A 23,429-nucleotide genomic window follows, 5' to 3' on the forward strand; every position below is an offset into this window, starting at 1 on the left:
TCGGGCGGGTCAGCGGACGAGGTTGGGGGTGCCGATGGTGTTGGTGAGCGTCACGCTGCTCGTGCTGGATCCCGTGCCGGCCACGGCGAGGGTCACCTGCACGAAGGACACCTGCTTGCGCTGCGCCTCGGTGAGCGCCCCGGCGTTCAGGGGCAGCTCGTCACCGTCGGAGTCCAGGTAGCGGAAGACCGGCGTGCCGCCGGACGCCAGGGACGCCGTCAGCAGGCGCGACGAGGACGAGGCGCCGGCGGGGAACACCCAGAAGCTGCCGGACGACTGTGCCGCCGTGCGCTCTTCTCGAAGCCGACGCGACGCGTCCAGCGAATAGGTGACGAGCGCCGGCTTGGCCTGGGTGTCGCCGAAGTTCACGAAGGTCGTGAGCTGCAGGCGGTCGGCGCGCGCCTCGCGGAAGGCCGGGGCGTCGGAGCTGCCGGCGACGGGGACGTCGCCGGCAGAGCGGACGATCTGGGCGAGCGCGTTCATCCCGTTGGACGTCTCCCGGGTGCCCGAGTCGAGCGATCGGGCCGAGGAGGTGGCGCGCGCCAGCGAGACGAACGTGCTGGTCGACACGGCCAGCACGATCCCGAAGATCATGATCGTGACGAGCAGTTCCGCGATGGTGACGCCGGCGTCGCTCCGCTGGGCGGCGAGGCGCGCGCGCAGGCGGTTCACGGCGCGGTCCTCGGGTCGACGGTCGTCACGGGGGCCGGGGTGTTGCGCAGGTCGGAGACCGTCCGGCCGCTCTTGAACGACCAGGTGCCCGGCGGCAGCGCGAGGGTGGCCGTGGTCGCACCGGAGGGGATCGCGAAGGTCATCGTGGTCGTCGCCCGGCAGCCGGGGTCGCCGCCGGCAGCGGTCGCCGTCGTGACCCGCACGACGCGGTCGCCGGCCGGGACCGGGATGGCGGTCGCCTGGGCGGGCACCACGACGTTGCGCGCGACCGGGCCCACGCGGTAGTCGGGCACGGACGTCACGACGGGCTTGCCGGTACGCCCGTCCGCTGCGCGCGGCCACTTGGTGGGGTCGGGCGAGAGGCACGAGGTCGCGGCGGTGGCCGCACCGGGCGCGTAGGCCCCGGCGAAGACCTGGTAGCCCGACGACAGCGGGTAGAGGTACTGCACGTCGGTCGGGGCGGAGGCGACGAAGCGGGCTGAACCGCTGAGGAAGGTCGTCTGCTGGTCGTCGGCGCGGAGCGCGCCGGCCGGCCAGACGAGCTCGTACCGGTCGGCAGGTGCGTAGTCGAAGGTGGCGCTGGTGGAGCCGCCGCTCGCGAAGCTCACGGTGCGCGTCGGCGTCGTCGACTGGTCCTGGTCGACGTACACGTCGCCGCCCGTGCGGCTCAGGGTCACCGTGTAGGTGCCCGGCTTGACGTTGAGGGCGAACGCGCAGCCGTTGACGTCGGTGCGCGCCGGTCGAGAGTCGGGGTCGAGGGCCGCGGCGGTGTTGTTGCGGACGTCGCTGTCCGGGGTGATCGTCACGGTCGTGTTCTTGACGCCGGCGCCCGTGTTGTCCTTGACCGAGACGAGGACGGTGCCGGTCGTCGAGCTGCTGACCTTGCCGTCGGGCGCGACGATGGTGTCGGCGGTCACGGCGCTGTCCGAGGAGCGCATGCCGCTCCACGAGACGGTCACGTTGACGCGCTTGTAGAAGAGGGAGCCGGACCCGGGTGCGCCGGCGGAGCACTGGCTGTCGACGCCTGCGGAGCTGGACCAGGCCACGTCCCGGCGCACCGTGTAGGTGACGCCGTCGATCGGGTCGGTGGTGAAGTCACGGCCGTCGAGCTGCGTCGCGGCGGTGGCACGGGCCAGGTCGATCTCGCTCGAGGCGAGGTTCACGGCGACCTCGCGACCACGGTTGTCCGACGTCAGCCGGAGCGACGTGGCCACGGCGGCGATGGCGCCGACCGTCATGATCGCGAAGACCAGGAGGGCGACGATCACCTCGACGAGGCTGAGGCCGGCGTCGCGCTCGGCCGGGGAGGCGGGGCGGAGGACGGCGTTGAGGCGTCGGAACACGGTGGGTCACCTCCCGGTCGGGTTAGGGGGCGCGGAGAAGAAGGGGGAGGGTGGCCGACCGGCGGGACCGTTCGCTTCTCAGCGACGGCCCCGCCGGCTCGACCTCGTCAGTCAGACGAAGGTCAGCAGGCGCCGTCCTTGACGGATCCGCTGTTGCTGATGCTGAAGGGCTTCTCGGTCTTGCCCTTGCCGTTGATGCAGAAGGTGCTGCTGCCGGCGGTCGGGGCCGTGCCGTACGAGAGGACGGTGTCCGTGCTCTGCGTGAAGCCGTAGTCGGCCAGCGTCGCGAGGTTGAACTGGGCTGCGGTCGGCGCCGTGCCCTTCTCGGTCTGGTAGGCGACGACGGCGATCTTCGCGTTCGACAGGTCGCTCTTCACCGACGAGTCACGCGCGTTGTTCTGCACGTTGAGGTACACGGGGATGGCGATCGCGGCGAGGATGCCGATGATGATGACGACGACGAGGAGCTCGATGAGCGTGAAGCCCTTGTCCTTGTCCTCGGCGAGGTTCTGGCGGCGGGCGGAGAGCTTGCCCATGAGTGCGAAGTACATGACTGGTCCGTTCGAGATCGGGTGCGGGAGAGGTGATCGGAGGCGGTCACGTCGTTCCCGCCGGAGATGACTCTCCCAGCCGCCGAGACCGACGAGAATCCCGCAGACGGGGGGTTTTCGCCGCCGACGCGGCCCCAGTCCGGGTCACCCCCGAACGGGAAGAACCCCAGTTCAGGGGTAGACAGCTGATCTACACCTGTCGCACAGAGAGAGGGGCCCGGCCGACGGCCGGGCCCCTCTCGAGAGGTGGTGCAGGTGCTACTTGATCAGCGACGTGATCTGGAAGATCGGCAGGTAGAGGGCGACGATCATGCCGCCCACGACGACGCCGAGGAACGCGATGAGCAGCGGCTCGATCAGCGACGTGAGCGACTCGGTGGTCGACTTGACCTCCTGGTCGTAGAAGTCCGCCACCTTCTCGAGCATCGTCTCGAGCGACCCGGCGTCCTCGCCGACGGCGATCATCTGCGTCACCATCGGCGGGAAGACCCCGGACGCCGTCAGGGGCGCGGCGATCGACTCGCCCTGCCGCACCGACTCGGCGACGTCGACCAGCGCCTCCTCGAGCACGTAGTTGCCCGAGACCTCGCCGACGATGCGCAGCGCGGTGAGGATGGGCACGCCGGCGCCGATCATGTTCGAGAAGTTGCGCGAGAAGCGGGCGATGGCGATCTTGCGCAGCAGGTCGCCGAAGACCGGCAGCTTGAGCTTGACGGGATCGAGCTTCGACCTGACCTTGACGGAGTTCTTGTTGGTCCGCCACCAGATCGAGAAGCCGATGCCGACGACGATGGCCACGGGCAGGACGACCGGCATGGCCTTGGACGCGTAGACGAGCATCATCGTCGGCAGCGGGAGCTGCCCGCCGAGGTTCGTGAACATCTCCTGGAAGACGGGCACGATGAACGTCAGCATGACGACGACGGCGACGAGCGACATGACGAGCACGACGACCGGGTAGGTCATGGCCGACTTGATCGTCGAGCGCAGCTCCACCTCCTTCTCGAAGTTGTCCGCCGTCGACTCGAGCGCCTTGTCGAGGAACCCGCCGACCTCGCCGGCCCGGATCATGTTGATCATCAGGGGCGGGAAGTGCTTGTCGTGCTTGCCGACCGCGTCGGAGAACGAGACGCCGGTCTCGACGTCGTCGCGCACCTCCTGCATGACCTTCTGCAGGGTCTTGTTGTCGACCTGGTCGGCGAGGATCGTCAGGGTGCGCAGCAGGGACAGGCCGGACGCGATCATCGTCGCCATCTGGCGCGACATGACCGCGACCTCCTTCATCTTGACGCCGCCGCCGCCGAGGCCGCCGAGCGAGATCTCGCGCTGCAGGCCCGTTCCGTCGCTCGCCGCGGCGATCGAGATGGGCTGGACGCCCATCGTGCGCAGCCGCGTGACGACGGCGCCCTCGCTCGACGCGTCGACCTTGCCCTTGACGACCTTGCCGGCCGAGTCGCGGCCCTTGTAGGCGTAGGCGGTGCTGGTGGCCATCAGTTGCTCCCGATCGAGAAGGCGTCGCCGAAGTCGATGCCGGCGTCGAGGCCGGTCGTCTCGGACTTGTTGATCACGCGGGTGACGAGGCGGTCGAAGCCCTCGGTGTCGTGCACCTTCTCCATCGCCGCCTTGTGCGTGACGGTGCCGGTGTTGACGAGGTCTGCCAGCTTCTGGTCCATCGTGTGCATGCCGAGGTCGCGCCCCGCCTGCATCGACGACGCGATCTGGTACGTCTTGCCCTCGCGCACGAGGTTGCCGATGGCCGGGGTCATCATCATGATCTCGGTGGCGACGACACGGCCCTTGCCGCCCGCCTTCGGCAGCAGCGTCTGGCAGACGACCCCCTGCAGGGTCGACGCGAGCTGGGTGCGCACCTGGTCCTGCTGGTGCGGCGGGAACACGTCGATGACGCGGTCGATCGTCTGCGCGGCGCTCTGCGTGTGCAGCGTGGCGAAGACGAGGTGGCCGGTCTCGGCGGCGGTCAGCGCGACCGAGATCGTCTCGAGGTCGCGGAGCTCGCCGATCAGGATGACGTCCGGGTCCTGGCGCAGCACGTGCTTGAGGGCGTTCGCGAAGCTGTGCGTGTCGTTGCCGACCTCGCGCTGGTTGACGATCGCCTTCTTGTGCTGGTGCATGAACTCGATCGGGTCCTCGACCGTCACGATGTGGTCGGCGCGCGTGCGGTTCACGAGGTCGATCAGAGCGGCGAGCGTCGTCGACTTGCCCGAGCCGGTGGGGCCCGTGACGAGCACGAGGCCGCGGGGCAGCTTCGCGAAGCGGCTGACCACCTCGGGCACCCCGAGGTCGTGCAGCTGCTTGATCTCGGTCGGGATCAGGCGGAACGCCGCGCCCATCGCGCCGCGCTGCTGGTAGAAGTTCACGCGGAAGCGCGACTCGTCCGACAGCGAGTACGCGAAGTCGAGCTCGAGCGCCTCGTCGAACTGGGCCCGCATGGCGGGGGTGAGCAGGCTGGTCAGCGCGGCCGCGACGGTCGGGGCGTCCCAGGGCTCGCCGCCGGGCAGGGCCGGCTGCAGCGCGCCGTCGACGCGGACGGTCGGGACGGCGTCGACCGTGACGTGCAGGTCGGACGCGCCCTGCAGCACGACCTCGCAGAGCGCCGAGATGAGGGCCGGGTGCGCCTGGGTGCGGGCGTGCTCGTGCAGCTCGATGCCGGGTCGGGACATGACCGGGGCGGCGAGGGGCGCCTCCTCGGCGACGTGCTGGGGGCTGGTCGGCGCGAACGACGGCACGCGCAGCAGGCCGCCGTCGCCCAGCTGCGGCGAAGTCGGCGCGGCCGACGACACGTCGGGCGCGGAGGCAGCCGAGGAGGCGGCGGCCGCGTCCTCGAGGGCGGCCTCGGCAGCGAGCCACGGCGGCATGTACGCACCAGGTACTGCGACACCGGGCACCGCCGCGCCGGGCACTGCCGCGCCCGGCCCGCCCACCGCGGGGCTCGCCGGGGCGACCTGGGCCGCGGGCGTCTCGGCCTCGTCGAAGCGGGGGTCGCTCCACGGGGTGCGGGCGGGCATGCCGCCGCCCTCGAGGGCGCTGGCGAGACGGGCGGCGCGACGGCTCGTGGGAGCGGGCGTGGGGCTCCAGCCGAGCACCGCCTCCCCTGCCTCCTCGTCGTCCATCGAGTAGACGGGGCCGTGCTCGTCGTCGCCGCGGTGGGGCGACATGGGCGAGACGGCCGGCGGCAACTCCCACGCGGTGGCGGGCGTCTGGGTGCTCAGGTCGTTGCCGGGCGTGCCGGGGGTCCAGCCGTCGGCGGGGTCGACCTGGTCGGGGATCTCGAAGACGTTGTCGCTCATGCGGGCTCCCCCTCGGGTGCGGTGCGGCGGACGGACGGGACGGGACGGGGCGAGGCGCTCACGCGACGACCCGCAGGATCTCTTCGACGCTCGTGAGGCCGAGCTTCGCCTTGGCCCAGCCGTCGTGGCGGAGGCTGACCATGCCCTGCTCGGCGGCGACGCGCGCGATCTCGGCGCTCGACGCACGGGCGACGGCGAGGCGCTCGATCTCCTCGGAGACGCTCATCACCTCGTGCAGGGCGATGCGGCCGCGGTAGCCGGTGTTCGAGCACTGGGCGCAGCCGACGGGCTGGTAGACCAGCGGCGCGGGCTCGTCGAGCCGCACGGGGAACCGCAGGTGCTCGAGCTGGCGGGGCGTGTACGACGTCGGCGTCTTGCAGCGGTCGCAGAGGCGCCGGGCGAGGCGCTGGGCGACGACGCAGTCGATGGCGCTGCCGACGAGGAACGGCTCGATGCCCATCTCGGTGAGGCGGGTGATGGCGCTCGGGGCGTCGTTCGTGTGCAGCGTGCTCAGCACGAGGTGGCCGGTCAGCGACGCCTCGATGGCGATCTGGGCGGTCTCGTGGTCGCGGATCTCGCCGAGCAGGACGACGTCGGGGTCGGACCGCAGGATGCTGCGCAGCGCGCCGGCGAAGGTCAGGCCCGCCTTGGGGTTGACCTGCACCTGGTTGATGCCGTCCATGCGGTACTCGACCGGGTCCTCGACCGTGATGACGTTGATCTCGGGCCGCGCCACGGCGTTCAGGGTCGTGTACAGGGTGGTCGACTTGCCCGAGCCGGTGGGGCCCGTGACGAGGATCATGCCGTAGGGCTTCGAGTACGAGGCGGCGTACACGTCGAAGTTGCGCTCGAGCAGGTTGAGGTCGCGCAGGCTCATCGACGTGTTCGAGTTGTCGAGGATCCGCATGACGACCTTCTCGCCCCACACGGTCGGCAGCGTGGCGACGCGCAGGTCGATCTGGCGGCCGCCGTGGCGCACCGACATGCGGCCGTCCTGGGGGCGGCGGCGCTCGGCGATGTCGATCTCGCTCATGATCTTGAGGCGAGAGATGACGCCGTTCTGGATCGCCTTCGGGGCGGGCTGCATCTCGTGCAGCACGCCGTCGATGCGGTACCGGATGCGCACGTCGTGCTCGGCCGGCTCGATGTGGATGTCGGAGGCGTGGTCGGTGATCGCCTGGCTGACGAGCAGGTTGACGAAGCGCACGATCGGCACGTCGTCGTCGGGGCCGGCGGAGGCGATGTCGGCCTGGGCGGCCTCGACGGCGTTCGTCTCCTCCTCGAGGGTCGAGGTCAGGTCGTTGAGCTCGTCGTCGGCACGGAGGTAGCGGTCGAGGGCGGCCTGCAGGTCGGCGCGGTCGGCGAGCACGGGCTCGACGCCGATCTTCAGGGCGGCGCGCACGTCGTCGATCGCGAAGACGTCGCCCGGGTCGGCCATGGCGAGCAGGAGGAGGCCGTCGCGCACCGCGATCGGCAGCACGCTGTGCCGGCGGCAGACCGCGGCGGGCACCATCGTGACGGCGGCGCGGTCGACGGGGTAGTCGACGAGCTCGACGAAGTCGACCCCGTTGGCCTGGGCCCGGGCGCGGGCCACCTGCGCGGTGGTCACGGTGCCGGACTCGAGCAGCTCCCGGATGGACGCCTCCTCGTCGGCGCCGCGGCGGCCCACACGGTCGAGGTGCTCCATGGGCAGCAGGCCGTGCAGGATCAGGATCTCGGTCATCGAAGCCACGGGTGCATCTCCTCGGTACGCGCACCCGGCATGTCGGGGTCCGGGCGGCACAGGTCCTCGGGAGTCGTCCCGAGCAGTCGCCACGCTACGGCCGTGCCGTGCCCCCGACACGTCCCAGTGAGGGTGCCCCCCGTCTGCGTCACAGCGTCGGGACGGCAGGGCCGAGGAGGCGCCGGGCACGCCCAGAAAGGGGGCCGTCGTCGCCCAGAACGGGGGATGGCACGCCGCTCGGCGCGACTGGTCTAGTGGACGTCGGCGGTCCTGGGCACGACAGGTGTGGCTCAGTTCACGGACGACGACCGCCGACCCCTGAGGAGACCTACACGATGCACGGTCACGAGATGACGTTCGACCCTGCCAGGACCGCGCCCGCGGCCTCGCAGGCCCCCTTCACCGGCGACTCCCGCAGTCCCGAGACGACGGGCATCACCGTGCCGTCGTTCGGCTGGACCGGCGTCGCCATCGCCCTCCACCGCCTGCAGCAGCAGCCGACCTCGTCGATCGTGGTCGTGCGCCAGGCGGACCACCTGCCCCTGGTGATCGACCTCGAGACGAACGCCTACTGGTGGGACACCCCGCTGACCGCGTTCCCGTCCGAGCCGGTCGACATCGACGTGGTGGTCGAGCCCAAGGACCCCGCCGTCGAGGCGTCTCGCGCCCCCGGCACCGACCTCGACGCGCTCGTCTGGCTGATCGGCAACCACTCGTTCCTGGGCGAGCTCGCCTGGTGGCTGCAGCGCGACGACCGCTACAAGCTCGTGCGCTGGCCGAACTTCACGATGCTCGCGCACACCCCGGAGCAGATGCGCATGACCGCCATGCTCGGCTACACGTTCCTGCCCGTCGGCGAGCTGGCCAACGCCAGCGAGTCCGACCCGGCCGAGGCCCGTCGCCTGATCAACGCCTTCAGCCTGATGCGCCTGCTCCGCGCCGAGTCGCCGGAGCCCAGCGAGGTCGCCGTCTCGGCCGACCCCGTCTACGTCCCGCCCGCCCCGCAGCAGCGCCGCGGCGGCCTCTTCAGCCGCCTGCGCGACAGGCTCGGTCTCTGATGGCCGAGCACGTCATCCTCTTCGGCGGCCCCATGGGCGCCGGCAAGACGACCGCCATCGAGACGCTCAGCGAGACCGAGGTCGTCCGCACCGAGGCCGCGAACACCGACCGCGAGACCGCCGACAAGGACACCACGACGGTCGCCCTCGACTACGGCGAGATCACCCTCGGCGACACCGACAAGGTGCGCCTCTACGGCATCCCCGGCCAGCAGCGCTTCGACTTCATGTGGAGCATCCTCAAGGAGCGCGCCAAGGGCATGGTGCTGCTCGTCAACAACGACGCGGCCGACCCGGTGGGCGAGATGCTCGCGTTCCTCGACGAGTTCCGCGACCTGTACGACCGCGGCGGGGTCGTCGTCGCGGCCACGCGCTCCGACGTCTCGGCCACCCCGACGGTGGCCGACTACTCGGCGGCGCTGACCGAGCGCCGTCCCGACCTGGTCGTGCCGGTGTTCACCGTCGACCCCCGAGAGGAAGACCAGATGCGCACCGTCCTGATGACGCTCGTCGCCAACATCGAGATGCGGGAGATGTTCCTGACGTCCACCGCCTCGCAGCCGACCTCGGCGGCAGCCCGATGAACGTCGCGCCCCACCTCGACCCCGTCGTCGTCGACCTGGGCCGCGAGGCCCTGCTCGCCATGGGCGACGTGAGCCGCTCGCTCGTCTACGCGTCGTTCCTCACCGACGACGGCTTCGAGGTCGTCCACGTGCCCGACGGCAAGGTCGACGCGAACCGCTTCGCCAGCATGGCCAGCTCCATCCAGGCCCTCAGCGAGGCCGTCGCGCGGGAGGTGCGGATCGGCTCGAGCGAGTACGTCATCATCGCCTCCCAGAAGGGCCACGTCATCCAGCTCCGCGTCCCCGGGCACCCCGTCGTGCTCGGCGCGCTGTTCGACGACGACGAGACGCTCGGCAAGGCCCTCTCGGTCGCGCGCCGCTGCGCCCAGCAGCTGGCCGCCTCCCTCGCCGACCGCCCCGCAGCCCAGCCGGACGCGCCTGCCGACCAGCAGGCCGTCCCGGCGTACTGATCCTGGCCAGGCACGCCGCCCGGCCCCTCCGACCGCTCCGGCCGCACCTCCGCGGCAGGACGACGAGCGGCACCGACCACCCGTCGGCGCCCTCGACCGCACCATCCCTGACCCGCCCGGGTCAGTTCCGACGCGCTCGATACCGAGCTGCAGAGACCCGAACAGGAAGAACGCACCCCATGGCGAACATCAACGACTCCCTCGAGACCCTCCTCTCCGTCGACGGCGCGATGGCCGCCGCCGTCGTGGACAGCGCCTCCGGCATGCTGCTCGGCGGCGCCGGCACCGGCATCGACCTCGAGCTGGCCGCGGCCGGCAACACCGAGGTCGTCCGCGCCAAGCTCAAGACGGCGAAGTCGCTGGGCCTCGCCGACTCGATCGAGGACATCCTCATCACCCTGTCGAGCCAGATCCACATCATCCGCCCCCTCGCCAGCAACCGCGAGGTCTTCATCTACTTCGTGCTCGACCGCACCAAGGCGAACCTCGCCCTCGCCCGCATGAAGTCCAAGGAGGTCGAGGGCCTGCTCGCCTTCTGAGCTGCTCCCGCACCGGCGTCGCGGCACCCTGCGCCGCGACGCGGCACCCGACGGGGCGTCGACCACATGGTCGGCGCCCCGTCGGCGTGCGCGGCGGCCCGGTCTCGCGCGGCGGCCCGGTCTCCCGCGGCGGCCTGGTCGTGCGCGGCGGTCCGGTCGAGGAGGCGCCGGCCGCCTAGTCGAGGAGGCGCTGGTACAGCACGTGCTCGCGCCACTCCCCCGCGATGCGGAGGTAGCCCGGCGCCGTGCCGAACTGATCGAAGCCCGAGGCGGCCAGCACCGCCCGCGACCCCGCGTTGTGCGGCAGGGCGCTCGCCTCGAGGCGGTGCAGCCGGAGCCGGGTGGCCGCGAGGTCGACGACGGCCGCCAGCGCCGCCGTGGCGAGCCCGCGGCCCGTGCGCTCCCGGTCGACCCAGTAGCCGACCGAGGCCCGCTGCAGGGGGCCGCGGACGATCTGGTTGAGCGCGATGGTGCCGACGACGCGGTCGCCCTCCATCAGGTGGAACGGCTGCTGCTCGCCGGCCTCGGCCGACGCGATCCGCGCCGTGAGCATCGCGAGCTGGCCGGCGGGCTCGAAGAACGACGGCGGCCGCTCCGGGTCCCACGGGGCGAGGTGCTCGCGGTTGCGCCGGTGGGCGTCGGCGAGGGCGGCGGCGTCGCCGACCCGCGCCTCCCGCAGGAGGACGGTGTCGGTCAGGGCCTGCTCGAACTGCACCCCCCGACCCTAGGCCCGGACGAGGAGGCGGGGGCGCGCCCCCGGGGACGGCCCGCATAGCATTGCCGGGACAGTTGTCCCGCCGCACGACGGCAGAACCGAGGAGACGCCCCCGTGATCGAGATCTTCACCCCCGCCGAGCTGGGCCGGGCCCGTGACGCCGGAGCGCTCGTCGGGCACATCCTGCAGACGGTGCGCCAGCGCGTCGTCGTCGGCACGAACCTGCTCGAGATCGACGAGTGGACCCGCGAGATGATCCTCGAGGCCGGGGCCGAGTCCTGCTACGTCGACTACGCGCCCTCGTTCGGCCGCGGGCCCTTCGGGCACTGGATCTGCACGGCCGTCAACGACGCCGTGCTGCACGGGCTGCCCCACGACTACGCCCTGCGCGACGGCGACCTGCTCACCCTCGACCTGGCCGTCGTGCTGAACGGCCTCGCCGCCGACTCGGCCCTGAGCTTCGTCGTCGGCACGAGCCGTCCCGCGGGCAGCACCGAGCTGATCGAGGTCACGGAGCGCGCCCTGGCCGCGGCGATCGAGGCCGCGGTGCCCGGGGCCCGCATCGGCGACGTCTCGTACGCGATCGGCTCGGTGCTCACGGACGCCGGCTACCCCGTCAACACGCAGTTCGGCGGCCACGGCATCGGCACCACCATGCACCAGGACCCGCACGTGGCGAACATCGGACGACCCGGCCGCGGCTACCGCCTGCGCCCCGGCCTGCTGCTCGCCCTCGAGCCGTGGGTCATGGCCGACACCGACGAGCTCGTCACCGACGACGACGGGTGGACCCTGCGCAGCGCGACCGGGTGCCTCACCGCGCACAGCGAGCACACCGTCGCGATCACCGACGACGGCGCCGAGGTCCTGACGGTCCGGGGCTAGCCCCGAGGCGCGCTCGCCCCGGGCCGGACCGGCCCCGGCTGGTCCCGCCCGGGGTCAGTACTCGCGCAGGTAGGCCGCGCGCCGCCCGGCGAGGGCGAAGCCGGCGCGCTCGTACAGCCCCACCGCGCCGGTCGGGCTCGTCGAGTCGACGTCGAGCACGCAGAGGTCGAACCCGGCCTCGGCGTGCCGCGACAGCGCGGTCGCCACCAGCGACTGGGCGAGGTGGCGGCCGCGCCAGGCCCGGCGCACGCCCACGTAGTCGACGTGGGTGCTGCGGCCGCCGTGCGCGGCCCACTGCTCGGGCTCGACCGTCGTCAGGACGAACGCGACCACCGCCTCCTCGCCGTCGTCGCCCTCGGCGACCGCGACGAACGACAGGTCGGGTCGGAACGTGGCGGCGCCGACGAGCATGCTCCACACCTCGGGCGTGCTGGCCTGGCTGCCCCAGTGGTCGACGAAGGCCTCGTTGCGGGCCAGGCGCGTCGCCTCCTCGCGCTCGGGCGTGTACGACTCGAGCCGCACGGCCGGGTCGAGCGCGACGGGCTCGACGGGCTCGGCCAGGTCGCGGCTGAGCGTGCTCCACCAGCGGGCCGGGCCGAAGCCCTGGCGCTGCAGCAGGTGCGCGTGGGCCTCGGCCCCCTCGTCGACGCCCCCCGCGAGCACCGCCGGCAGCACGTCGTCGGCGGCCGCCAGGTGCTGCTCGCCGCGCAGCCGCTGCCACTCGACCAGGTCGCGTCCGAGGCCCAGGCCCCGTCGGGACGGGTCGACGCCGCCGTCGACCGACACGCGCACCACCGACTCGCGCACCGGCCAGAGGGCGCTCACGCCCCAGGCGACGAGCTGCCCGTCGGGCTCCTCGGCGACGAGGGAGTCGCGCTCGAGGTCGATGCCCGGCGTCTCGAGCAGCTGCCGCATCGACGCCAGCGACGTCACGTGCAGCGGGTGGTCGATGGCGGCGACGCGCCCGTCGAGGGCGTGCAGGGCGCCCAGGTCGACGAGCGTCGCCGGTCGCCAGCGCAGGCCGTCCCGGTCGCGAGGGAGGCGGGCGTCCGGACGCGGGACGCGCGCGCTGACGGGACGGTCGACCGCGTCGAGCCGCACGCCCTCCGCCGCCTCGCCGCGGGCGACGGTGGGCTCGGGACGGGGCTCGGTCTGGTCGGTGCTCATCCCCCCATCCTGCCCGGCGCCCGGGGCGGTCGCGAGCCGGACGGGCGACCTGACCCGTGCGACCCGGCCCGTGCGACCCGGCCCGCGCGACCCTGCCCGCACGACCCGGCCCGCGCCTCCTCGGGTCGGACCGACGACGACGGGCCCCGTCCCTCGCGTGGTGCGAGGGCCGGGGCCCGTCGTGGTGCCGGTGGCTCAGCGGGTCGTCAGACCTGCTTCGCCTCCGTGGCGGCAGCCGATCAGTTGTAGGTGCCGGGGGTGAAGTCGTCCGACGAGAACGAGTCGAAGTCGACGAAGCTGAGGTCAGCCTCGCTGAACGACGCGTCGTCCGTGAACACGCGGTTGGGGTACCGCTCAGCCTTCGCCTCCTCCGTCGCCTCGACCGAGACGTCGCGGTAGCGCGACAGGCCGGTTCCGGCGGGGATCAGCTTTCCGATGATCACGTTCTCCTTCAGACCGACCAGCGGGTCGCTCTTGCCCTCCATCGCGGCCTGCGTGAGCACGCGGGTCGTCTCCTGGAAGGAGGCGGCCGACAGCCACGACTCGGTCGCGAGCGAGGCCTTGGTGATGCCCATGACCTCCTGGCGGGCGGACGCGGTCCGCTTGCCCTCGGTCAGCGCCGCACGGTTGATCTCGTTGTACTTCGACCGGTCGACGAGCTCACCGGGGAGCAGGTCGGTGTCGGCGTGGTCGACGACGGTGACCTTGCGGAGCATCTGACGGACGATGACCTCGATGTGCTTGTCGTGGATCGGCACGCCCTGCGAGCGGTAGACGTCCTGGACGCCGCCGACGAGGTGCTGCTGGACCGCACGGACGCCCTTGACTCGCAGGACCTCCTTCGGGTCGACCGCACCGGCGATGATCTGCGCACCGAGCTCGACGTGCTGACCGTCCTCGACGAGGAGGGTCGAGCGCTTGAGCACGGGGTAGATGACCGGCTCGTCGCCGTTGTCGAGGTTGAGGATGACCCGTCGGGCCTTGTCCGTGTCCTCGATCGTGATGCGACCGGCACCGTCGGCGATCGGGGACGCGCCCTTGGGGGTGCGAGCCTCGAACAGCTCCGTCACGCGGGGAAGACCCTGCGTGATGTCGTCGGCCGAGGCCGAGCCGCCGGTGTGGAAGGTGCGCATCGTCAGCTGCGTGCCGGGCTCGCCGATCGACTGGGCCGCGATGATGCCGACGGCCTCGCCGATGTCGACCAGGTTGCCGGTGGCCAGCGAGCGGCCGTAGCACTGGGCGCAGACGCCGACCGCGGCCTCGCAGGTGAGCACGGAACGGACCTTGATGGTCTCGACCCCCGCCGTCACGAGCTCGTCGATCAGCACGTCTCCGACGTCCGCGCCGGCCTCGGCCACCACGGTGCCCTGGGCGTCGACGGCCGCGGCCGCCAGCGAACGGGCGAACACGGTGTTCTCGACGGTCGCGTCGCGCACCATGACGCCGTCGGCGTCGGGTGCGGCGATCGGCATCTCGAGGCCGCGCGAGGTGCCGCAGTCGTCCTCACGGATGATGACGTCCTGCGACACGTCGACGAGTCGACGGGTCAGGTACCCCGAGTCGGCCGTACGGAGGGCCGTGTCGGCCAGGCCCTTGCGGGCACCGTGCGTCGCGATGAAGTACTCGGCCACCGACAGGCCCTCGCGGTACGACGAGATGATCGGGCGGGGGATGATGTCGCCCTTCGGGTTGTTCACGAGGCCTCGCATGCCGGCGATGTTGCGCACCTGCAGCCAGTTGCCTCGGGCACCCGACGTGACCATGCGGTTGATCGTGTTGTCGACCGGGAAGTTCGACCGCATCTCGGCGGCGACCTCGTTCGTGGCCTCCGTCCAGATCTTGATCAGGTCCGCACGACGCTCGGCGTCGCTGATGAGGCCCTTGTCGAACTCGGACTGCACCGCGGCGGCCTGCTTCTCGTAGCCCGCCACGATCTCCGGCTTGCGCGGAGGCGTGAGGACGTCGGAGAGGGCGACCGTGACGCCGGAGCGCGAGGCCCAGTAGAAGCCCGCGTCCTTGATGTTGTCCAGGGCGGCGGCCACGGCGACCTTGGGGTAGCGCTCGGCGAGGTCGTTGACGATCGTCGAGAGCATGCCCTTGTCGGTCACCTGCTGCACGAACGGGTAGTCCGCCGGCAGGTTCTCGTTGAAGAGCGCGCGACCGAGGGTCGTGTCGAGCAGGATGTCCTGTCCGACCTCGTAGCCCTCGGGAGCCTCGCCCTCGGCGAAGTGCACGCCGTTCATGCGGATCTTGACCATCGCGTTGAGGTCGAGCGTGCCCTGGTCCTTGGCGAGGATCGCCTCGGACACCGACGAGAAGGCACGGCCTTCGCCGGTGGCGCCCTCGGTGACCGTCGTCAGGTAGTGCAGGCCGATGATCATGTCCTGTGCGGGCAGGGTCACCGGACGGCCGTCGGACGGCTTCAGGATGTTGTTCGACGCGAGCATCAGGATGCGCGCCTCGGCCTGGGCCTCGACGGACAGCGGCAGGTGCACGGCCATCTGGTCGCCGTCGAAGTCGGCGTTGAACGCCGCGCAGACGAGCGGGTGCAGCTGGATGGCCTTGCCCTCGACGAGCTGGGGCTCGAAGGCCTGGATGCCCAGACGGTGGAGCGTGGGCGCGCGGTTCAGCAGCACGGGGCGCTCGCGGATGATCTCCTCGAGGACGTCCCACACCTGCGGGCGCGAACGCTCGACCATGCGCTTGGCGCTCTTGATGTTCTGAGCGTGCGACAGGTCGATCAGGCGCTTGATGACGAACGGCTTGAACAGCTCGAGCGCCATCTGCTTGGGCAGGCCGCACTGGTGCAGCTTGAGCGTCGGGCCGACGATGATGACCGAACGACCCGAGTAGTCGACGCGCTTGCCGAGCAGGTTCTGGCGGAACCGACCCTGCTTTCCCTTGAGCATGTCGCTCAGGGACTTCAGGGCGCGGTTGCCGGTGCCCGTGACGGGACGACCACGGCGACCGTTGTCGAAGAGCGCGTCCACCGCCTCCTGCAGCATCCGCTTCTCGTTGTTGACGATGATCTCGGGGGCACCGAGGTCGAGCAGTCGACGGAGGCGGTTGTTGCGGTTGATGACGCGGCGGTACAGGTCGTTCAGGTCGGAGGTCGCGAAGCGGCCGCCGTCCAGCTGCACCATCGGGCGCAGCTCCGGCGGGATCACCGGCACGACGTCGAGCACCATCGCGGCGGGCGAGTTGCCCGTGGCGAGGAAGGAGCTGACGACGCGCAGGCGCTTGATCGCGCGGATCTTCTTCTGGCCCTTGCCCTCCGAGATCTGCAGGTGCAGGTTCTCGGCCTCGGTGGTGAGGTCGAAGCCCTCGAGGCGCTTCTTGATGGCCTCGGCGCCCATGTGGGCCTCGAAGTACATGCCGAAGCGGTCCTGGAGCTCGTGGAACACGGCGTCCTCGGGCTTGAGGTCGCCGACCTTGAGCGTGCGGAAGTCCTCCCACACGCGCTCGAGGCGGTTGATGTCCTCGTCGAAGGCCTTGCGGGTCTGGCCCATCTCCTTCTCGGCGACGTCCTTCGCGCGGCGCTTCTGGTCGCTCTTCGCACCCTCTTCTTCAAGAGCGGCGAGGTCGTCCTCGAGCTTCTGCAGGCGGTCGGCGATGCGGGTGTCGCGCTGCGTCTCGAGCTGCTTGATCTCGAGGCGGAGCTCGTTCTCGAGACCGGGCATGTCGGCGTGACGGCCCTCGTCGTCGATCGAGATCACCATGTAGGCGGCGAAGTAGATGACCTTCTCGAGGTCCTTCGGCGCCATGTCGAGCAGGTAGCCGAGGCGCGACGGGACGCCCTTGAAGTACCAGATGTGCGTGACGGGGGCGGCGAGCTCGATGTGGCCCATGCGCTCACGGCGCACCGACGACTTCGTGACCTCGACGCCGCAGCGCTCGCAGACGATGCCCTTGAAGCGGACGCGCTTGTACTTGCCGCACGCGCACTCCCAGTCACGCGACGGCCCGAAGATCTGCTCTCCGAAGAGGCCGTCCTTCTCGGGCTTCAGCGTGCGGTAGTTGATGGTCTCCGGCTTCTTGACCTCACCGTGCGACCAGGCACGGATGTTCTCGGCCGTGGCCAGGCCGATCCGCAGCTCATCGAAAGTTGTTGCTTCGATCAAAATTCAGTCCCTTGTCAGATGTATCGACGTGTCGTTGTGGGAGGGGGCTCAGATTTCGTCGACGTTCGACGACTCGAAGCGGGAGGAGATGTTGATGCCGAGCTCTTCGGCGGCACGGAAGACCTCGTCGTCCGTGTCGCGCAGGCTCACCGTCTGGCCGTCGGCCGAGAGGACCTCGACGTTCAGGCAGAGCGACTGCATCTCCTTGATGAGGACCTTGAAGCTCTCGGGGATGCCGGGCTCCTGGATGTTCTCGCCCTTGACGATCGCCTCGTAGACCTTGACGCGGCCGAGGATGTCGTCCGACTTGATCGTGAGGAGCTCCTGCAGCGCGTAGGCGGCACCGTAGGCCTCGAGGGCCCACACCTCCATCTCTCCGAAGCGCTGTCCGCCGAACTGGGCCTTACCGCCCAGGGGCTGCTGCGTGATCATCGAGTAGGGGCCCGTCGAGCGAGCGTGGATCTTGTCGTCGACGAGGTGGTGCAGCTTCAGGATGTACATGTAGCCGACCGAGATGGGGTTCGGGAAGGGCTCTCCCGAACGACCGTCGAACAGGCGCGCCTTGCCGGAGGCACCGATGAGGCGGTCGCCGTCGCGGGTGGGCAGCGTCGATTCGAGGAGGCCCTCGATCTCGCGCTCCGCCGCGCCGTCGAACACCGGGGTGGCGACCTTCGTGCCGGGCGCCGCGCTCAGGGCCTCGGGAGGCAGGTTCTTCGCCCACTCCTGGATGCCCTCGACGTTCCAGCCCTGCGCCGCGATCCACCCGAGGTGGATCTCGAGCACCTGGCCGAAGTTCATTCGACCGGGGACGCCCAGCGGGTTGAGGATGATGTCGACCGGCGTGCCGTCCTCGAGGAACGGCATGTCCTCGACGGGCAGGATCGTCGAGATGACGCCCTTGTTGCCGTGACGGCCGGCGAGCTTGTCGCCCGCGGTGATCTTGCGCTTCTGGGCGATGAAGACCACGACGCGCTGGTTGACGCCCGAGCCGAGCTCGTCGTCGCCGTCCTGCGAGTCGAAGACCTTGACGCCGATGACGGTTCCCTGCTCGCCGTGGGGCACCTTCAGGGACGTGTCGCGGACCTCACGGCTCTTCTCGTTGAAGATCGCGCGCAGCAGGCGCTCTTCTGCGGAGAGCTCGGTCTCGCCCTTGGGCGTGACCTTGCCGACGAGGATGTCGCCGGGGCGGACCTCGGCGCCGATGCGGATGATGCCGCGCTCGTCGAGGTCGGCCAGCAGGTCGGGGCTGACGTTGGGGAGGTCACGGGTGATCTCCTCCTTGCCGAGCTTCGTGTCGCGGGCGTCGACCTCGTACTCCTCGATGTGGATCGAGGAGAGCGTGTCGTCCTTGACGAGGTTCTGCGACAGGATCATCGCGTCCTCGTAGTTGTAGCCCTCCCACGGCATGAACGCGACGAGCAGGTTCTTGCCGAGCGCGAGCTCGCCGTTCTCGGTCGCAGGGCCGTCGGCGATGACCTCGCCGACCTCGATGCGCTGACCGGCGTCGACGATCACGCGGTGGTTGTAGCTGGCGCCCTGGTTCGAGCGGTCGAACTTGCGCAGGTAGTACTCCTGCGTGCCGCCCTCGTCGAGCTGGACGGTGACGACGTCGGCCGAGACCTCGGACACCACGCCCGCGGCGTCGGCGGTGACGACGTCACCGGCGTCGATCGCGGTGTAGCCCTCCATGCCGGTGCCGACCAGGGGGCTCTCGCTGCGGACCAGCGGGACGGCCTGGCGCTGCATGTTCGCGCCCATGAGGGCGCGGTTCGCGTCGTCGTGCTCGAGGAACGGGATGAGCGACGTCGCGACGGAGACCATCTGGCGCGGCGAGACGTCCATGTAGTCGACCTCGTCCTTGGCGACGAGCTCCACCTCGCCGCCCTTCTTGCGGACCAGCACCTTGTCGTCGACGAAGTTGAAGTCGTCGTCGAGCGGGGCGTTGGCCTGGGCGACGACGTAGTCGTCCTCCTCGGAGGCGGTGAGGTAGTCGATCGTCGTCGTGACGTTGCCGCCCTGGACGCGACGGTACGGCGTCTCGATGAAGCCGAACGAGTTGATGCGGGCGAACGACGCCAGCGAGCCGATCAGGCCGATGTTCGGGCCTTCAGGGGTCTCGATGGGGCACATGCGGCCGTAGTGCGACGGGTGGACGTCGCGGACCTCGACGCCGGCGCGCTCGCGGCTCAGGCCGCCGGGGCCGAGGGCGCTGAGGCGGCGCTTGTGGGTCAGGCCCGACAGCGGGTTGTTCTGGTCCATGAACTGCGACAGCTGCGAGGTGCCGAAGAACTCCTTGATCGCGGCGACGACGGGTCGCACGTTGATCAGGGTCTGCGGGGTGATCGCCTCGATGTCCTGCGTGGTCATGCGCTCGCGGACGACGCGCTCCATGCGGGACAGGCCGGTGCGGACCTGGTTCTGGATCAGCTCGCCGACCGCGCGGATGCGACGGTTGCCGAAGTGGTCGATGTCGTCGACGTCGAGGCGGAGCTCGACGGACTCGCCGTCGCGCGTGCCGTCGATCGTCTTCTGCTCGGCGTGCAGCGAGACGAGGTACTTGATCGTCGCGACGATGTCGTCGACGGTCAGGACCGAGTCGCCGAGGGGCGCGTCGATGCCGAGCTTGCGGTTGATCTTGTAGCGACCCACTTTCGCCAGGTCGTAGCGCTTCGGGTTGAAGTAGAAGTTGTCGAGGAGCGCACGCGCGGCCTCGGCGGCGACCTGCTCGCCCGGGCGCAGCTTGCGGTAGATGTCCTTGAGGGCCTCCTCCTTGGTGAGGATGGCGTCCTTCTCGAGGGTCGCCTCGATGGAGGCGAAGCCGGCGAACTTCTCGGTGATCTCCTCGCTCGTGAGGCCGAGGGCCTTGAGGAACACGGTGACGCTCTGCTTGCGCTTGCGGTCGATGCGGACGCCGACCTGGTCGCGCTTGTCGATCTCGAACTCGAGCCAGGCACCGCGGCTCGGGATGACGCGCGCCGAGTAGATGTCCTTGTCGGAGGTCTTGTCGGAGGCGCGCTCGAAGTAGACGCCCGGGCTGCGGACGAGCTGCGAGACGACGACGCGCTCGGTGCCGTTGATGATGAACGTGCCGCGCTCGGTCATGAGCGGGAAGTCGCCCATGAAGACCGTCTGGGTCTTGATCTCGCCGGTGAGGTGGTTCATGAACTCGGCGTTGACGTAGAGGGGGGCGGCGTAGGTCTTGCCGCGCTCCTTGCACTCGTCGATGGAGTACTTGGGGTCTTCGAGCTCGGGCGCCGTGAAGCTGAGCTGCATGGTCTCGCCCAGGTCTTCGATCGGCGAGATCTCCTCGAAGATCTCTTCCAGGCCGGAGTGCAGGGCGAGGTCGGTGCGACCCTGCTCGGTCGCCTCGGCGAGGCGCTGCTTCCAGATGTCGTTGCCGACGAGCCAGTCGAAGCTCTCGGTCTGCAGCGCCAGGAGGTCGGGGACCGTCAGCGTGTCGGTGATCTTGGCGAACGAGAGCCGCGATGCGCCTCGGCCGTTCTTGGGTGAGTTGGTGGATGCGGTGTTCGCAGCAGCCAAGGAAGTTACCTCCGTGGACCCCGTCGGGTCATCACTGTCGGACAGTATGAGTGGGTGGTGAACGGCCCTCCCGGAGCCGTCGGCCGCACGACAGGGCCAGAGGACCGTGTCGGAGACCGAGGTCGAGGACGCCCCCGCCGCGATATTCGGGGGCTGTCTCGGATGTGCGTCGTCGACCGCGATATGACGACAGGACGCACGAGGGAGCGCAAAGGTCAATACTATGCAGCCCGGACACGCCTGGCAAGCCCTGTCGTTGACCTCGGGGCTGACCTCGGGTATAACGCGGGCGGCGCCGTCCTGTTCCCGCCCCGGGCGCCCGGGTGGGAGGATCGGGACATGGCCGCACCCCACGACGACCCGCCCGCCGAGGTCTCGATCGGAGCGGGCCTCGCCCGCGTCGACGAGGACCGGCACCGCCCCGGCTCGTACACGCTGGTCGTGGACGGCACCCCGCAGTCGCACGTCGACCTCGACGACCCGACGCACCTCGCCTTCGAGTACGTGCGCCGCATCGGCCACGCGATCGACCTGCTGCCCGACGGCCCCCTGACCGCCCTGCACCTCGGCGGCGGCGCCCTTACCCTGCCCCGCTACGTCGAGGCGACGCGGCCGGGCTCCCGGCAGCAGGTGATCGAGCTCGAGGCGGACCTGATCGCGCTGGTGCGCGAGCGGCTGCCGTTCCCGAGGGGCGCCTCCATCCGCATGCGGTACGGCGACGCCCGCGAGGTGATGGAGAAGCTGCCGACCGGGCTGCGCGGGTCGGTCGACCTGCTCGTCGTCGACGTCTTCGGCGGGTCGCGCATCCCCGCCCACGTGACGAGCCTCGAGTTCTACGCCGCCGCCTCCGCGTTCCTCTCGCCCACGGGGATGCTCGTCGTGAACTCGGCCGACGGCGCCGGGCTGGCCTTCGCCCGCGGTCAGGCGTCGACCCTCTCGACCGTGTTCGAGCACGTCGCGGCGGTGGCCGACCCGGCCACCCTCAAGGGCAGGAGGTTCGGCAACGTCGTGCTGATCGGCTCGCCCTCGCCGCTGCCCACCGACCGCATGCCGCGGCTCTACTCGTCGGACCCTCTGCCGGCGAAGGTGGTGCACGGGCGCGAGCTCCGCGACTTCGTCGCCGGCGCCCCCGTCGTCACCGACGCCACCGCGGTGCCGTCGCCGGAGCCCTCCCGGAGCGTGTTCGGGGCGCGGTAGGGATCCCGGGGCCGGCCGGGCGATCTGGGCCGGCCGGGCGCTCCGGGGCGCCGGGGGCGCTGCTCGCGGGGAGCGCTACCGGTCGGTGCGGGGCGCGGGGCCGCCGAGGGCGGCGCGCAGTCGGGCCTCGGCGTCGGCCGCGGACGTCGCGCCGGCGGCCTCGACGTTGGCCTCGGTGACGGCCTTGACGACCTCTTCGCGCTGGATCTTCACGCCGCGGGGCGCGTCGATGCCGATGCGCACGCCGTCGCCGCGCGAGTCGAGCACGGTGATGACGATGTCGTCACCGATGAGGATCCGCTCCCCGACCTTGCGCGTCAACACCAGCATCCCCCCACCTTAAGGGTGCGAGACGCCCGAGAGGCCCCAGATCGACCCGGGAGGCGCGCCGGAAGTCGATCCGGGGCCTCTCGACCTCCGACGGGGGGCCGGGGCAGGGGGGCCTGGGGTCAGGCGCGCCAGCCGACGGGGACGCCGAGCAGGTGCACCGTGCCGGGCGTGGCCGTGTCGTCCTCGCCGACCACGGCGACGGCCGCCACCGGCTGCACGGCGCGGACGGCCTCGACCCAGCGCGCCGTGTCGTCGTGCTTGCGCCCGACGTCGACGGCCACCCAGACCTGGTCGGCAGCGATCGCCTCGAGGACGGCGGGCGCGGCGGCGTCCCACGCGAGGGCGGTGACGACGGCCGAGTCCTCGTGCACGCCCGTCGCCCGGGCCAGGATCGCGCCGCGGCGGTCGGCGGCGTCGACCGAGCGCAGCCCGAACGACGTCGCCATCTGGGCGGCCACGCGGAACGCGTCGCCGGGGCGCCCCACGACGACCACGAGGTCGCCGGCCCCGCGCAGCACGGACGGCGCCGTCAGGTCGCCCGCGGCGCCCGGGCCGACGGGCACCGGTGCGGACGAGGAGGCGGCGGCCGCGGCCAGGAAGGCGGCGGCGGTCGTCAGGGGGCCGGCGGGCGCCTCCTCGATCTCGGCCGTGGGCGCCTCGGGGGCGGCGATGCCGTTGAAGGCGAAGTCGTCCATGATCTCGGCGAAGGCGTCGGTGCGGGTCGAGAGGTCGCCGGCGGGCGCGGCGGGCGGCCCGGCGGGCGACGCGGCGTCGAGCGCCGACGCGGCGGCGGAGGCCGCGGCCGCGCGGGCGGCACGGCGGGGGCTCTCCGCGAGGCGCGGCTGCCCCGCGGCGGCGGACGCCGGCACGGCGCGGACGACCCGGGCCGCCTGGCCGTCGCGGCCGGCGAGCACGTCGTCGAACGGGTCGCGCGGCCCGGCGGACACGCGCGGCTCGGCGGCGGTGCGCGGCCTGGCGGCGGCGCGCGGCTCGGGCCCGTCGCCCGCGTCGGCGTCGGCGAGCAGCGCGGCGATGCCGGCCCGGGACGCCGGCGGCGTGATGGTGACGCGCGCGACCGGCACGTCGGTGCGCGGGTCGGGCACCTCGACGGTGACCTCGTAGTGCTTGCGGGCGAGGAGGCCCGCGACTCCCCCGACGGTGACCTTCTGCGCCGCGACGATGCGGGCGCCGGGACCGTGGACGGCCCGCACCTCGGCCCGGAGCGCCTCGAGCGACTCGCCGCTCATCAC

General features: G+C 71.2%; 18 protein-coding genes. 6 read left to right on the forward strand and 12 right to left on the reverse strand.

What is annotated here, in order from left to right:
• Window positions 1-9 precede the first annotated feature (9 nt).
• The 6 genes from FHR78_RS09135 to FHR78_RS09160 form a co-directional block, all read right to left on the reverse strand.
• Window positions 10-672 (reverse strand): type II secretion system protein, encoded by a 663-nt coding sequence (locus tag FHR78_RS09135; RefSeq protein WP_166760193.1) that lies wholly within the window; start codon window positions 670-672, stop codon window positions 10-12.
• Window positions 669-2,015, reverse strand: coding sequence for a hypothetical protein (locus FHR78_RS09140; RefSeq protein WP_166760194.1), 1,347 nt, complete (start codon window positions 2,013-2,015; stop codon window positions 669-671). Before FHR78_RS09140 ends, FHR78_RS09135 begins: the two co-directional genes overlap by 4 nt.
• A gap of 122 nt (window positions 2,016-2,137) precedes the next feature.
• The gene (locus FHR78_RS15630) at window positions 2,138-2,566 is read right to left on the reverse strand and encodes a prepilin-type N-terminal cleavage/methylation domain-containing protein (RefSeq protein ID WP_166760195.1); all 429 of its coding nucleotides are present in this window, start codon (window positions 2,564-2,566) and stop codon (window positions 2,138-2,140) included.
• 258 nt (window positions 2,567-2,824) lie between these two features.
• On the reverse strand, window positions 2,825-4,057 hold the full coding sequence (locus FHR78_RS09150; protein WP_166760196.1) for a type II secretion system F family protein: 1,233 nt from the start codon (window positions 4,055-4,057) through the stop codon (window positions 2,825-2,827).
• On the reverse strand, window positions 4,057-5,871 hold the full coding sequence (locus FHR78_RS09155) for a PilT/PilU family type 4a pilus ATPase (RefSeq protein ID WP_279589941.1): 1,815 nt from the start codon (window positions 5,869-5,871) through the stop codon (window positions 4,057-4,059). Before FHR78_RS09155 ends, FHR78_RS09150 begins: the two co-directional genes overlap by 1 nt.
• A gap of 58 nt (window positions 5,872-5,929) precedes the next feature.
• Window positions 5,930-7,603 (reverse strand): ATPase, T2SS/T4P/T4SS family, encoded by a 1,674-nt coding sequence (locus FHR78_RS09160; protein WP_166760197.1) that lies wholly within the window; start codon window positions 7,601-7,603, stop codon window positions 5,930-5,932.
• 341 nt (window positions 7,604-7,944) lie between these two features.
• Between FHR78_RS09160 and FHR78_RS09165 the strand changes: the two genes are divergently transcribed.
• From FHR78_RS09165 to FHR78_RS09180, 4 genes are all read left to right on the forward strand, one after another.
• Window positions 7,945-8,652, forward strand: coding sequence for a hypothetical protein (locus tag FHR78_RS09165; RefSeq protein ID WP_166760198.1), 708 nt, complete (start codon window positions 7,945-7,947; stop codon window positions 8,650-8,652).
• Window positions 8,652-9,236: a GTP-binding protein gene (locus tag FHR78_RS09170; RefSeq protein WP_166760199.1), complete on the forward strand. Its 585-nt coding sequence runs from the start codon at window positions 8,652-8,654 to the stop codon at window positions 9,234-9,236. The genes FHR78_RS09165 and FHR78_RS09170 overlap by 1 nt, the downstream gene beginning before the upstream one ends.
• Entirely contained in the window at window positions 9,233-9,685 is a 453-nt protein-coding gene (locus FHR78_RS09175; protein WP_166760200.1) for a roadblock/LC7 domain-containing protein, read from the forward strand. Before FHR78_RS09170 ends, FHR78_RS09175 begins: the two co-directional genes overlap by 4 nt.
• Before the next feature lie 179 nt (window positions 9,686-9,864).
• Complete coding sequence (locus FHR78_RS09180; RefSeq protein ID WP_166760201.1) at window positions 9,865-10,224, forward strand: hypothetical protein; 360 nt, start codon at window positions 9,865-9,867, stop codon at window positions 10,222-10,224.
• Window positions 10,225-10,399: 175 nt separating this feature from the next.
• Here the strand turns inward: FHR78_RS09180 and FHR78_RS09185 are convergent, their stop codons facing one another.
• Window positions 10,400-10,939 carry a GNAT family N-acetyltransferase gene (locus FHR78_RS09185; protein ID WP_166760202.1) on the reverse strand — a complete coding sequence of 180 codons (540 nt, stop codon included), beginning with the start codon at window positions 10,937-10,939 and terminating at the stop codon, window positions 10,400-10,402.
• Window positions 10,940-11,053: 114 nt separating this feature from the next.
• On the opposite strand from FHR78_RS09185, the gene map reads away from it, so the two are divergent.
• The gene (gene map / locus FHR78_RS09190) at window positions 11,054-11,824 is read left to right on the forward strand and encodes a type I methionyl aminopeptidase (protein WP_166760203.1); all 771 of its coding nucleotides are present in this window, start codon (window positions 11,054-11,056) and stop codon (window positions 11,822-11,824) included.
• A gap of 54 nt (window positions 11,825-11,878) precedes the next feature.
• On the opposite strand, the gene FHR78_RS09195 is transcribed toward map, so the two are convergent.
• The 3 genes from FHR78_RS09195 to rpoB form a co-directional block, all read right to left on the reverse strand.
• On the reverse strand, window positions 11,879-12,991 hold the full coding sequence (locus tag FHR78_RS09195; protein WP_166760204.1) for a GNAT family N-acetyltransferase: 1,113 nt from the start codon (window positions 12,989-12,991) through the stop codon (window positions 11,879-11,881).
• Window positions 12,992-13,230: 239 nt separating this feature from the next.
• Window positions 13,231-17,112, reverse strand: a complete 3,882-nt coding sequence (locus FHR78_RS09200) for a DNA-directed RNA polymerase subunit beta' (RefSeq protein WP_166760205.1) — start codon at window positions 17,110-17,112, stop codon at window positions 13,231-13,233.
• 48 nt (window positions 17,113-17,160) lie between these two features.
• On the reverse strand, window positions 17,161-20,652 hold the full coding sequence (rpoB, locus tag FHR78_RS09205; protein WP_166760206.1) for a DNA-directed RNA polymerase subunit beta: 3,492 nt from the start codon (window positions 20,650-20,652) through the stop codon (window positions 17,161-17,163).
• A gap of 339 nt (window positions 20,653-20,991) precedes the next feature.
• Between rpoB and FHR78_RS09210 the strand changes: the two genes are divergently transcribed.
• The gene (locus FHR78_RS09210) at window positions 20,992-21,849 is read left to right on the forward strand and encodes a spermidine synthase (protein ID WP_166760207.1); all 858 of its coding nucleotides are present in this window, start codon (window positions 20,992-20,994) and stop codon (window positions 21,847-21,849) included.
• Between the two features lie 75 nt (window positions 21,850-21,924).
• Here FHR78_RS09210 and csrA read toward each other — a convergent pair whose 3' ends face one another.
• Together csrA and FHR78_RS09220 are read right to left on the reverse strand one after the other, a co-directional pair.
• Window positions 21,925-22,179, reverse strand: coding sequence for a carbon storage regulator CsrA (gene csrA, locus FHR78_RS09215; protein WP_166760208.1), 255 nt, complete (start codon window positions 22,177-22,179; stop codon window positions 21,925-21,927).
• Between the two features lie 119 nt (window positions 22,180-22,298).
• Complete coding sequence (locus FHR78_RS09220; protein WP_166760209.1) at window positions 22,299-23,426, reverse strand: hypothetical protein; 1,128 nt, start codon at window positions 23,424-23,426, stop codon at window positions 22,299-22,301.
• Window positions 23,427-23,429: the final 3 nt, after the last annotated feature.

The sequence above is a fragment of the Frigoribacterium faeni genome (genome assembly GCF_011761235.1).
In the GTDB taxonomy this organism is placed as follows: Bacteria; Actinomycetota; Actinomycetes; order Actinomycetales; family Microbacteriaceae; genus Frigoribacterium; species Frigoribacterium faeni_A.